The following is an 11591-nucleotide window of genomic DNA, read 5'->3' on the forward strand; positions in this document are numbered from 1 at the left end:
CCCACTCACGGCTCGGCCGCTCACGCAGCGGCCGAAAGGGCAGGTGCGACGGAAGACACGATGAGACGCGCTTCACGCGCGAGCAGCCGAGAGAGGTCTGGAATTCATCAGCCTGAGCGCCTCGAGCGCGGGAGCGGCGTTGCGCCGCTCCGGTTGGAATGCAGGACACTCTCCGCAAGGTAGCCTGTTCTTGGCTCTCTCCCTCCTAGTCACTACGGCCGGGGTGGGCAGCGGAACCAACGACGCGACCGCCGTTTGCCCACCCCGGCCGTAGTGACTAGGAGGGGAGAGCCGGTGAGGCTACCGTGCACCAGGTAAGATGGTGGTGCTTTCCTGGCCTCCCTCGACTGCTCGCGATGACTGCCCGCCTCGTCCGACGCCGACGCGCCCCCTCGAGGTTCTTGAAATGACCGCCAGGCTGGAGTCGTTCGTCCCCGCAGCAGCGCCGCAAGTCATTGCCACGCCCGCGCCCCAGGCTCCCGCCGCCAACGCGGTCGCCCAGCGTGAGGCCCGCCGCGCCGCGCACGAAGCCCTGCTCATCCGCTGGAAGGCCATCACCGAAGCGGGCGGCGCCGACGCCTGGGCCCAGGGCCAGCTCGTCTCGCGCGGCCTCGCCGTGGCGGACCTGGACTTCTCCGGCGCCTCCGAGAAGGAGAAGACGGCCTGGAAGGAGAAGAAGAAGGCCGAGGCCGCCGAGCTCCGCGCCCTGGGTCGACAGGCCCATGAGGCCTGGAAGGCCACGCACATCAGCCATCTGGGCGCTGGCGTGCACTGGAAGGAAGACGCCGGCTCCGACAAGTTCGACGTGGCCCACCGCGAGGAGCGGGCGAAGGCCAACGGCCTGCCGGAGCTGGGCACCGTGGACGCGCTCGCCAAGGCGCTCGGACTCAGCGTCTCCAAGCTGCGCTGGTTCGCCTTCCACCGCGAGGTGGACACCGGCTCGCACTACATCAGCTGGGGCATCCCCAAGCGCGACGGCGGCACGCGCACGATTACGTCACCCAAGCCGGAGCTGAAGCAGGCCCAGCGCTGGGTGCTGTCCAACGTGGTGGAGCGGCTGCCCGTGCACGGCGCGGCGCACGGCTTCGTCTCGGGACGCTCCATCCTCACCAACGCGCTCGCCCACCACAGCGCGGACGTGGTGGTGAAGGTGGACTTGAAGGACTTCTTCCCCACCGTGACGTGGCGGCGGGTGAAGGGCCTGTTGCGCAAGGGCGGCCTGCAAGAGAACACCGCCACGCTGCTGTCGCTGATGGCCACCGAGGCGCCTCGCGAGACGGTGCAGTTCCGAGGCAAGACGCTCTACGTCGCCAAGGGCCCGCGCGCGCTGCCGCAGGGCGCGCCCACGTCTCCCGGCATCACCAACGCGCTGTGCCTCAAGCTGGACAAGCGCCTGTCCGCGCTGTCGAAGCGCCTGGGCTTCATCTACACGCGCTACGCGGACGACCTCACCTTCTCCTGGACGAAGACGAAGCAGCCCAAGGCGAAGCGGGCGCAGGGCCCCGCGGTGTCGGTGCTGCTCACGCGCGTGAAGGAAGTGGTGGAGGCCGAGGGCTTCACCGTGCACCCGGACAAGACGCGGGTGAGCCGCAAGGGCACCCGGCAGCAAGTCACGGGGCTGGTGGTGAACAAGGCCCGGGATGGCGTGGCCACCGCGCGAGTCCCCCGCGACGTGGTGCGCCGCCTGCGCGCGGCCATCCACAACCGCCAGAAGGGCAAGCCCGGCCGCGAGGGCGAGTCCCTGGAGCAGCTCAAGGGCATGGCCGCCTTCGTCTACATGACGGACGCGGACAAGGGCCGCGCCTTCCTCAAGGACCTGGAGCAGCTCGAGGCCCGTGAGAAGGAGACTCCGAAGGTCTCCTGACGCGGAGTCGTCAGGGCACCGCCGGGGCAGCGCTTCCGGAAGCACCCTCCCCGCCCGCCAGCAGCGCCGAGTCGAAGAAGGCGCGCAGCCGGCGGGGATACTCCTGGGGCTCCACGTCACTGAAGCCGCCGTGCGCCGCGCCTTGGATTCGCCACGTCTGGGCGTACTCGCGCACGTGGGCGAAGAGCTCGTCCGCGAGCGGCTGGCCGGACTCCTCCGTGCCCATGACGATGAACAGTGGCCGGGGACGGATGTGGTCCACCGCGTCGATGGTGCGCACCTCGTCGAGCGCGATTCCCCGGCGCCAGAAGGGCACCAGCGCGCCGGACTGGGACACGAAGCCGAAGCGGCGGAAGTCATACGCCGCCGCCAGCCACAGCGTGTTGAACGGAGACAGCAGCACCACCGCGCGCACGCCCGAGTCCTTCGCGGCGACCTCCGCCACGGCCGCGGAGCCAATCGAGAAGCCCAGGGCCGCCACCTTCTCCGCGTCCACGTCAGGGCGGGCCCGCACGAAGGCCAGCGCGGCGCGCACGTCCAGCCGCTCCTTGTCACCCCAGGTGGACGTCTCGCCCTGGCTCTCACCATGGGCGCGCAAATCGAACAGGAGCACGCCGTAGCCCGCATCGCGGAGGATGCGCGCCTCCGGCAGCAGGTCCGCGCGTGTCTGGGATAACCCATGCGCCATCACCACGGCGGCGCGGTTGCGTGAAGGCGAATACCAGCCACGCAATTCCAGCCCATCCTCGGTGAACAGGCGCACGTCTTGCGCTTGCGCGAAGTCAGCGGGCCGCGTGGGGGCGGTGCGGGGATAGTGAAAGTACGACTCCGAATGACGCAGGGCCCGTCCGAAGAGGGCCAGGGCGGCGAGCACCCCCAGCACCAGCACGCCCGCGACGACTCGCCTCCACTTCATGAAACACCCTCCCCGGGTCCTGCCCGGCTGCCCGTCCAGCATCAACGCGAGTCACCCGCGACACAGGGGGGGCGTCCATGGTCAATCTCGCGCGGCCCAGCTTACACTGAGGTGATTCAACTCGCGGTGACGCGTACCGCGCACCCCCTTTGCAGTCGCAGGGATGCTGTGAGCACGTCCAAGAAGATTTTCGATGCGGTGGTGGTGGGCTCCGGAGCGTGTGGCGGCTGGGCGGCCAAGCAGCTCACGGAGGCAGGGCTGAACGTCCTGGTGCTGGAGGCCGGGCGAAGCAACCGGGCGGACCGCATGCTCTGGGTGTGGCACCGCCTCCGTCAGAAGCTGCTCGGCTACCAGGCGGAGACGGACAGCGCGCGCAAGCAGCGCCAGTCGGTGCAGTCCACCACCTTCGCGTGGCCGTTCCATCCACACGCCTTCGTGGATGACGTCGACAATCCCTACACGACACCGGTCGACGCGCCCTTCGCGTGGATTCGCGCCCGGCAGGTTGGTGGGCGCACGTCGGTGAAGGCGCACGGCCGCCAGTTCTACCGGCTGTCTGACTTCAACTTCAAAGCAGGCGGGCAGGACGGACAGGGCCCGGACTGGCCGCTGAGCCTGGCGGAGCTGGCGCCGCACTACGAGACGGTGGAGCGGTGGATGGGCCTCTCCGGCAACGCGGACGGGCTGGACACGCTGCCCGACTCCGTCTTCGCCTCCTCCATCGCGATGAACCCCGCGGAGCAACACCTCAAGGCGCACGTGGAGCGCCGCTGGCCCGAGCGCCGCGTCGTCGTCCGTCGCACCGCGGGCGCCCCCGTCACCCTCCCCGCCGCGCTGAAGACGGGCCGCCTCACCCTGCGCACCCACGCGGTGGTGAGCCAGGTGCTGCACGACGCGAAGACAGGCCGGGTCACCGGCGTCACCTACGTCGACACCGAGTCCGGCAGGACGCACGAGGCGCATGGCCGCGTGGTGATTCTGGCCGCGGGCACCATCGAGACGACGCGCCTGCTGTTGCACTCGAAGAGCGCGGCGCACCCGGACGGGCTGGGCAACTCGTCGGGGCAGCTCGGCCGCAACCTGATGGACCACACGTACCTGCTCGGCATCGAGGCGAAGATGAACCTGCCGCCCGAGCAGCAGCGCGCCGAGCAGAGCTGGGCGTACATCCCCCAGTTCCGCAACGTCACGTCCCGCGAGGAGGGCTTCGCGCGAGGCTATGGCGTGCAGGTCTTCACCTTCGCGGACAGCTGCCACTTCGTCCCCTTCGGGGAGATGGTGCCGCGCGCGGGCAACCGGGTGACGTTGAGCGCCACGGTGAAGGACCGCTGGGGGATTCCGGCGGCGCACATCGACTGTCGCCACTCGGAGAACGAGCTGCGGATGAGCAAGGACGCCGTGGCGGCGTGCCAGGAGATGATGAAGGAAGCGGGCTTCACGGTGGAGAAGGTGAACGACACCCTGTCCACGCCGGGCATGGCCATCCACGAGGTGGGCACCGCGCGCATGGGCACTGACGCGAAGACGTCCGTGCTCAACCCGTGGAACCAGAGTTGGGACGTGCCCAACCTCCTCGTCATGGACGGCGCGAGCTTCCCCTCGCAAGGGCCGCAGAACCCCACGCTGACGATGATGGCCCTCGCCGTGCGCGCCAGCGCGCACCTGGTCGACGAGCTGAAGGCCGGCAGGCTCTGACCCGAGGGACGCGGCCACCTCGCTCCACGTGGCCGCGTCCTCGAAGCCAGGCCTCACGCGTCGGGCTTGGGGGGCTTCTCGTGCTCCTTGGGCTTCTCACGCAGGCTGGTTCTGGAGCTCCACATCGCGGGCGTCATCACCACGATGAGCAGCGTCAACAGCACAGTGCCAATCATCAACTCCCAAATCATGTCCATGGTCTCGCTCTTCTGAAGTCGGGCTGACGGCGAGCCGGAGCGACAGACCTCGCGCACACGGCTCCTCGGTTGCGTTCAGGAGGCGCGGCCGCGCGCATCCCCAAGTCACGGGGACACAGGCACCTCGCCCAGGGCACGGGGCGGCGCGCATGGGGCCTTCGACAAGACACCGGTCGAGTCGAGGACACACCACGAGCGAGCCCCGTACGCCGGAGCGCTCAGAGGAGCAGCGTGCGGATGCGGAGGAAGACAGGGGGCCCCTGGGACGGGGGCATGTCCCACGGGGACAGGGAGCGACGAGGGCCCCGCTCGGGCGCCTTGAGCGGCAGCCAGGCGACCGGAGGTACAGCAACGGGCGGCGCGACGAAGACAGTGGCGCTGGAGACACTGCCTTCAAGGGGAGCAGGCAGGTCCCAGTGAGGCTCCTCGCAGCAGTCCCACTTCAGCGTGGGTTGGCCGTGGGAGTCCGCCTTCGCGTGTTCATGACAGCGGCACTTGGAAGCGCGCGTCTGGACCTGCTTCTCGCAGTAGTGCCCCAGCCCCGCCACACCGCTGGCGGCGACCTGCCAGCCGAGGAGCAGCACGAGCGTGAGGAGCCGAGACAGTCCGGACACGATGCCTCGGGTATACGCCCCGCCCGCCCCTGTCGCAACGCGGGCCGCCGGCACGGACGGCGCGGCGCTGACAGGGTCCATTCGAGAAGCTCGCGGCCTCAGTAGAGCAGCCCGTCCTTGGGTTGCACGGGCTGGGGCAGCTCGTTCTCTCCGAGCATCTGCCGCAGGTTGATTTCGATGGTCCGACTGAGGGCCGTCATCGGCGTGTCGCTGACGTCGTCCTCGAAGGGCGTCTCGATGTCGCGTCCGACGGCATCCAGCCCGATGAAGAGGAACGCGATGATGGCGGTGACGACGGGGGTGAGCCAGCCCAGCTCCTCCACGACACCGAGCGGCAGCAGCACCAGGTAGGCGCGTGTCATCGCGAACAGCAGGCTGTCGTACTGGCGAGGCAGCGGTGTGTTCTTGATGCGCTCACAGGCGCCCAGCAGGTTGGTCAGCTCCGTCAACGTCCGGTCCATCGTCACGTGGAGGAAGAGCACCTTCTGCGGGTCGGACACCTGTCCGTAGATGCGGCGCAGGCGTGTCGCCATCCACAGGAGAATCGCGGAGGGGACGTTGTGCTCGTCGCGCAGGGCGTCGATGACGTCGGGGCGGAAGAAGGAGACAATCTCCGGCAACGGGTCCTGTCGGCGCAGGTGGCAGCGCAGGGCGTGTACGAAGCCCATCTGCGCGTACACCAGCTCACGCGCGTCCTCGGTGATGTCCTCCACCATGCGGGTGATGACCCCGCGCGGCTCTCCCTGGGCCTGTAGCGGAGTGCCGAGCACCGCGACCTCTCCCTCCGAGTCTCGTTCCCCCGAGCGCACCCGGGCCTGACCGAATCTGTCGCGGACGGCGCCGTCGCTCGCCCGGGTGCCGCGCACCGTCAGCATGGCACCGGGGCGCTCCACCGCGCTGCGCAGCAGGCGTGAGGGCACGGCGGCCAGCTCCAGCTCCGTCATGGTGTCACCCGGCTCACGTCCGGGACGGGGCAGCAGCGTGAGCACCTGGCGGGAGAAGGTGCGCGACCAGTTCACCACGCCGCCCCACAGCGTGCGGGCCTCCCACCAGCGGTCGTAGGCGGAGTTGTTGCGGAAGGCGAGCAGCACACCCAGCGCGGCGGCGAGCACCGAGATGGGCATCGCGGGCACGGCCATCCAGGACGCATGGAACAGGCGATAGCCCACGATGATGGCGAGGGCGAAGATGACATGCACCGCGACGGGGATGCCCGTGTAACGCAGGATGATGTGCCACGACAGCCGCCGTCCGACAATCATCGCGAGTGCTCCGCTCCTGAGTGAGGCGTCCCTGCGCGGAGCGTCTAGTGCCGACGGTGCGGGGCGACAACGGCCCACGCCGTGCCGCGAAGCGGATGTGTCACGCAGGCGCGCTGCCGGGTGATGAAGTGTCCTGGAGCGAGCAGAGCCACTCCGGAGTCCGCCGCCCCTGACAGCGCCGTTGTCGCCACGTCACGGGCCGCGCACGGCCTCGTCAGTACCGGTCGCTCCGTGCGCCGAGCACCGCGCCGCCAAGCAGCACCACCGCCATCATCAGCGCCACGGGTCCCAGCCAGTTGCCCCACATGCGCGCCAGGAAGGAGCTCGCGGTATGCCAGTGCACGCGCATGACGGCCGTGCCGCGCTGGCCATCGCCAATCTCCGTGAGGATTTCGCCCGTGTCGTCGATGAGCGCGGAGATCCCCGAGTTCGTCACCCGCACCTGTGGGCGGCGCGTCTCGATGCTGCGGAACACCGCATGCGTGAGGTGCAACCTGGGCCCGTGCGTGCCCCCGAACCACGAGTCATTCGACAGCGTGAGCAGCAGGTCCGCGCCCTCTGCCTCTTCCGCGACGTAGGAGGGGAAGATGGTGTCGTAGCAGATGAGCGGCGCCACCGTGAGCATCCGCCCGTCGCGCCGACGCAGCATCACCGTTCGAGGCCCCGGGCCCGGCGTCCAGCGCCCCGTCCACGGCAGCCACTCGCGCAGGCCCTGCGAGTCGATGAGCTCCGGCACCCACTCCGTCAACGGGAAGAGCTTCGACTTGCGGTACACCTCGCGCGTCGGGGCCCCTCCCTCCTTCTCGCCCGGCGACAGGAACATGGCGGCGTTGAACTCCTTTCCGCCCTCCAGGTCATAGGAGCCGAAGATGAGCGGCACGTTCCGCGCGGCGACATAGGCGGATATCTCGGCGTCCAGCTCCGCGCCCGCCTCGCTCTTGGGCACACCGAAGGGCGTCGGATACACCGTCTCCGGCCAGATGAGCACATCCACCGGAGCCTCGCGCAGCAGCGCGTCCGACATCGCGTAGTGCGTGTCGAGAATCATCCGCACCACTTCGTAAGCACCGTGCTCCGCCTTGAGCTTCTCGTAGTGGGTGATGTTGGCCTGCACCGCGCCCACCACCAGCGCGGGCTGCGCGTTCCGCCCCTCCTGGTACTGGGAGAAGCGCCACGAGCCGTAGCCCAACATCACCACCACCATCGCCACCGCCACCACCAGGGGCTTCAGCGCACCCGGCGCCCCGCGCGTCCGGAACGCGTGCCCCATCGCGAACAGGCACTCATTGACGAACAACAGCCCCAGCGTGAGCCCGGGCGCGCCCGCGATGTCCGCGAACTGCCGCAGTCGCTGCGAGTAGACGAAGCCCTGTCCCAGCGTGTCCGCGAAGGGCTTGGGCGCCAGCCACTCCACGCCCACGTACACCAGCACGCTCACCGCGGGCGGCAGCCACCGGGCCCGATTCCCCACCGCGCGCCGGGCCAGATGTCGCGCGAGCGCCGTGAGCGGAAACTGGAGCTGGAACACCGGCGCCAGGAGCGCCATCAACAACCAGCACAGCCACAGCGGCGCGCCCGAGTACGACTGCAGCGCGCCCGGAAACCACCCGAAGACAGCGGCGCTGAAGGTGACGCTGAGTCCCGCGCCCAGCAGCAGCGCCTCGCGCGACGAGCGGGCCCGGTCCACCACCACCAGCCACGGCACGAAGGCGAACCAACCGAGCAACGTCCACGGCATCCGCAGCAGCGAGAACGCCCACAACGCCACGGTGGTCGCGACAACCGCGCCCAGATTCCAGACGAACCGACGCCCGGATGACGCGTCCTCTCGCCCCAGCAGCGTCAAGGCGAGTCCTTGGACTCGTCCGACTTGGGCAGCTCCAGCATGCGCACGGGCATGCCTGGGGGCGCCAGCTCCGCGGGCACCACGCGATTCTCCGGAATCTCCAGCGGCTGCCCGTTCGCATCCACCGGCTGGTGGTCCGGATGGAACATCAGGATGGCCTCCACGCGCTCACCCTCGTCCGTGGACTGGTAGTGGCGCACGTAGCCGGGAGGCAGCTCGAAGCCCTCGGGTACGACGAGTCCGCGCTTCAGCGGCTTGGTGCCAGGGCGATAGAGCTGAATCCCCGTGGGGCCGGAGGAGGGCACGTCGGGCTCCGTGGCGGGCTCGGGTGGCGCGGTGGGCTCGCCCATGACGGGCGTGGCGTCCCCTTGCGGCGCTTGCCTCACGGGAGGCTTGCGCACGGGAGCGCGAGCCACCACGGGCGCGGACTCGACGACGGGAGGCGGCGTGGCCTCGACGAAGGGCTCGCCCTCCACCGCCACGTCGGAGGCGCTCAGCCACGCGCTCAGCGCGATGCACAGCACGGTGAAGACGAGCGCGCCGCCCACCAGCCACCGCGCGACACCGCCTCCGGAGGAGGAGCGCGTCGGGGCGACATGGGTGACGCCGTCGCTGTCGACACGCCGTTCAGGGGATGGGTGCTGCGGCCGCATGCTCGCCGTGAGACCTCCGCGCTGCGTATGCTACGGACACCCTCTCGCCGAGGCAATGTGGCCTCTCCCGGCGACCCGTCCTCGCACCATGAGCTCCCCTTCCGTCGACACCCTCCCCGTCAGCGCGCCGCCGCCCACCGCCGAGCCCGAGCGCTTCACGCTCCACGCCTGGACGACCGCGCGACGCGGCGTGGCGATGTCGGCCCGCCTCCTCACCGTGGGCAACCTGCTCTTCTTCACCGCCTGGTTGCTGTCGGACATCCTCGAAGGCGCGGAGACGCTCAAGGCCGAGCCCCTCATCTGGAGCCTCATCCTGGGCGGAGGCCTGCCCCTGGCCCTGGTGGCCGCGCTGCGCTCGCGGGCCCGCGCCACGTTGGAGGTAGGAGCCAGCACCCTGACGCTCACGCTGCGCGACGGCGCCCGGCTGGAGATTCCGCTCGACGCCGTGGAGTCCGTGCGCCCCTGGCGATTGCCGCTCCCCGGGCCCGGGCTGACGCTGCGCCTGAAGTCAGGGCGAGCGCTCGAGTACGGCCTGGAGGTAGAGGACGCGGTGCCACTGCTCGTGGCGCTGGCGCGACAAGAGAGCTCACTGGGCGCGGCGGTGGTGCATCCCCTGGTCCGCTACGGGCGAGCGCGGCGGGAGCTGTGGCGCAAGCGCTGGTACCACCTGGTGCTGAAGCTCGTGGTCTTCCCGCTCGTGCCCGCGGGCATCTTCTTCCGAGCGCACCAGTACATCGCCTTCGGCGGTCCGTTCGGCGAGTACCAGCTCAACGGGCTGACGGCGTATCTGCGCTCGTTCGGTCGCTACTACGCCCCGGTGACGCTGAGCCTGCTGCTCATCGCGTGCTTCTGGCGCGGGGTGGCGGAGCTGGTGTCCCTGGCGGCGGCGCGCTTCGTGCCGTCATGGACGCGCGGCGTGCGTCGGAGCGCCGAGTGGGTCTGCCGGCTGGTGTACTACGCGGGCATCATGGCCTTCACCGCGTCGCGCTTCCTGATGTGACATGAGCGGCGCTGGAAACGACGAAGCCCCCGACGCGGTACGAGCGTCGGAGGCCTCGAGGTGAAGCTCACCCGCGCAAGGCAGGTGCCGCGAGGACTACGGAGCGGCGGGGTTGAAGCGCGCGCTCTCCCAGCCCATGCGCTCGTGGCCGGTCTTGTTCCACTCGGGGTTCTTGCCGTCGACCACCTGGGCGTCCGTGAACTGGGGCGCGCCGGTGCCGGAGCCCGAGCCGGAGAAGATGCTCACGCTGATGGTGGTGCCGAAGTACGTCGGATGGGTGTTGTCCGACTGGATGTAGTCGTAGCTCGTGGAGGCGTTGACGAAGTGCGTGTTCGCGTCGCGCAGCGTGGAGCGCAGCGCGCCGGTGATGCGAGCCACGTACGCGTCCTCGGTCTCACCCGCGCGGTAGCGCAGGGCGGCGGAGTCCACCTGGCCGTCGCCGTTCGAGTCGTAGTCCGCGCCCATCATCTCCGCGAAGGAGTCCGCGCACTGGAAGCCGTAGCGGCCCGCCAGGTTGCAGGTGCGCCAGTTGCTGCGCGCCAGCAGGGGGAGGAACTTCACCTGCTTGTTGATGGTGGCGCCCGTCGCCGAGTCCTTGCAGGCCGTCTGGACGTTGTCCGCGCCGAAGCCCGGGTAGTAGATGTTGGAGACAATCTTGACCTTGGCGGTGGTCGCGTACTGGTTGATGGCCTGCATGGCCCTCTCCGTGTACGTGGTGCAGGCCGCCAGCGCCGCCTCCAGGCCGCTGTAGTTACAGGTGCCCGTCTGATCCGTGAAGGCGCTGCGCGCCTGCAGGTAGTCGTTGCCGCACATCTCGAACATCACGGCGCGCGTGTTGGTCGCCTGCATGTACGAGCGCTCGGAGACAATCTTGTTGTTGTAGATGTCGTCGGCCTTCGCGCCGGACTTCGTGCGGCGGATGACCTCGATGTCCGTGTTCCACAGCTTCGCCAGGTACTCGCCCTGGACGACGGGGGCCGCGCGGCGCGCGACGCCGCCAATGCCTCCGTTGTAGCCGGCATAGATGGAGTCGCCGTACGCCACGACGCGATACTTGGTCGTGGACGTGGACCGGTCGATGGTCCACGACGTGTTCTGGTTGATGGTGCTCGCCATCGCGCTACCGCTCACCGTGGCGGCAGCGACAACGGCGGCGAAGGACAGCCCATTGCGACGGAAGGACATGCCCGCTCTCTTTTCTTCCCGCTGGGGGGATGTAGGGGGAAACCGAAGGCTACACGCCGTCGATTCGCGAATCACCCGCAAACTGGAATAACGCGACCAGTCAGAATTCGCGGATTGCATGGAACCCAAAGTGTCGCGCCCTTGGGGTGTCTGATTCCTGACGCGTCGCGACGTATGACGCGGTGTTTCACGATGTTTCAACGGTTTGGGAGGGAGGCCCGGTGAGGTGGACGGGAGGAGCGCGAGTCCTGGGGCAGTGGTTGGTGCTGGGGGCCCTGGTGGGGGTGGTGTGCGGCGTGGCGTCCGCGGGGTTCCTGTGGCTGTTGGATGCGGCGACCCGGCTGCGGGAGGGCCAGGAG

Annotated in this window: 10 protein-coding genes; 3 read left to right on the plus strand and 7 right to left on the minus strand. The window is 69.3% G+C overall.

Annotated elements, in window-relative coordinates; all coding sequences use genetic code 11:
• Nucleotides 1-406 precede the first annotated feature (406 nt).
• A complete protein-coding gene (locus HUW62_RS13470) occupies nt 407-1864 on the plus strand; it encodes a reverse transcriptase family protein (RefSeq protein WP_176434675.1) in 1458 nt (485 codons plus the stop codon).
• Between the two features lie 10 nt (nt 1865-1874).
• Here HUW62_RS13470 and HUW62_RS13475 read toward each other — a convergent pair whose 3' ends face one another.
• Entirely contained in the window at nt 1875-2780 is a 906-nt protein-coding gene (locus tag HUW62_RS13475) for an alpha/beta hydrolase (RefSeq protein ID WP_176434676.1), read from the minus strand.
• A gap of 168 nt (nt 2781-2948) precedes the next feature.
• Here HUW62_RS13475 and HUW62_RS13480 point away from each other — a divergent pair, with 168 nt between their 5' ends.
• Nucleotides 2949-4475, plus strand: a complete 1527-nt coding sequence (locus HUW62_RS13480; protein ID WP_176434677.1) for a GMC family oxidoreductase — start codon at nt 2949-2951, stop codon at nt 4473-4475.
• Nucleotides 4476-4528: 53 nt separating this feature from the next.
• On the opposite strand, the gene HUW62_RS13485 is transcribed toward HUW62_RS13480, so the two are convergent.
• The 5 genes from HUW62_RS13485 to HUW62_RS13505 form a co-directional block, all read right to left on the minus strand.
• Nucleotides 4529-4672 (minus strand): hypothetical protein, encoded by a 144-nt coding sequence (locus tag HUW62_RS13485; protein WP_163867818.1) that lies wholly within the window; start codon nt 4670-4672, stop codon nt 4529-4531.
• 218 nt (nt 4673-4890) lie between these two features.
• Nucleotides 4891-5286 (minus strand): hypothetical protein, encoded by a 396-nt coding sequence (locus tag HUW62_RS13490; protein WP_240356638.1) that lies wholly within the window; start codon nt 5284-5286, stop codon nt 4891-4893.
• 98 nt (nt 5287-5384) lie between these two features.
• Nucleotides 5385-6548, minus strand: coding sequence for a bestrophin family protein (locus tag HUW62_RS13495; RefSeq protein WP_163867820.1), 1164 nt, complete (start codon nt 6546-6548; stop codon nt 5385-5387).
• Between the two features lie 214 nt (nt 6549-6762).
• Nucleotides 6763-8394, minus strand: coding sequence for an apolipoprotein N-acyltransferase (gene lnt / locus HUW62_RS13500; protein WP_255203407.1), 1632 nt, complete (start codon nt 8392-8394; stop codon nt 6763-6765).
• The gene (locus HUW62_RS13505) at nt 8391-9047 is read right to left on the minus strand and encodes a hypothetical protein (RefSeq protein ID WP_163867821.1); all 657 of its coding nucleotides are present in this window, start codon (nt 9045-9047) and stop codon (nt 8391-8393) included. The genes lnt and HUW62_RS13505 overlap by 4 nt, the downstream gene beginning before the upstream one ends.
• An 88-nt stretch (nt 9048-9135) precedes the next feature.
• Between HUW62_RS13505 and HUW62_RS13510 the strand changes: the two genes are divergently transcribed.
• Nucleotides 9136-10047: a hypothetical protein gene (locus HUW62_RS13510; protein WP_176434678.1), complete on the plus strand. Its 912-nt coding sequence runs from the start codon at nt 9136-9138 to the stop codon at nt 10045-10047.
• Nucleotides 10048-10143: 96 nt separating this feature from the next.
• Here the strand turns inward: HUW62_RS13510 and HUW62_RS13515 are convergent, their stop codons facing one another.
• Nucleotides 10144-11232: an SGNH/GDSL hydrolase family protein gene (locus HUW62_RS13515; RefSeq protein ID WP_163867822.1), complete on the minus strand. Its 1089-nt coding sequence runs from the start codon at nt 11230-11232 to the stop codon at nt 10144-10146.
• Nucleotides 11233-11591 lie beyond the last annotated feature (359 nt).

It is taken from the genome of Myxococcus sp. AM011 (assembly GCF_013372595.1).
GTDB classification, from domain to species: Bacteria; Myxococcota; Myxococcia; order Myxococcales; family Myxococcaceae; genus Myxococcus; species Myxococcus eversor.

Excerpts from the sequence above, each read along its gene's own strand:
- HUW62_RS13470 (WP_176434675.1), top strand. The coding sequence starts at position 407 with ATGACCGCCAGGCTGGAGTCGTTCGTCCCCGCAGCAGCGCCGCAAGTC.
- HUW62_RS13475 (WP_176434676.1), bottom strand. The coding sequence starts at position 2,780 with ATGAAGTGGAGGCGAGTCGTCGCGGGCGTGCTGGTGCTGGGGGTGCTC.
- HUW62_RS13485 (WP_163867818.1), bottom strand. The coding sequence starts at position 4,672 with ATGGACATGATTTGGGAGTTGATGATTGGCACTGTGCTGTTGACGCTG.
- HUW62_RS13495 (WP_163867820.1), bottom strand. The coding sequence starts at position 6,548 with ATGATTGTCGGACGGCGGCTGTCGTGGCACATCATCCTGCGTTACACG.
- HUW62_RS13505 (WP_163867821.1), bottom strand. The coding sequence starts at position 9,047 with ATGCGGCCGCAGCACCCATCCCCTGAACGGCGTGTCGACAGCGACGGC.
- HUW62_RS13510 (WP_176434678.1), top strand. The coding sequence starts at position 9,136 with ATGAGCTCCCCTTCCGTCGACACCCTCCCCGTCAGCGCGCCGCCGCCC.
- HUW62_RS13515 (WP_163867822.1), bottom strand. The coding sequence starts at position 11,232 with ATGTCCTTCCGTCGCAATGGGCTGTCCTTCGCCGCCGTTGTCGCTGCC.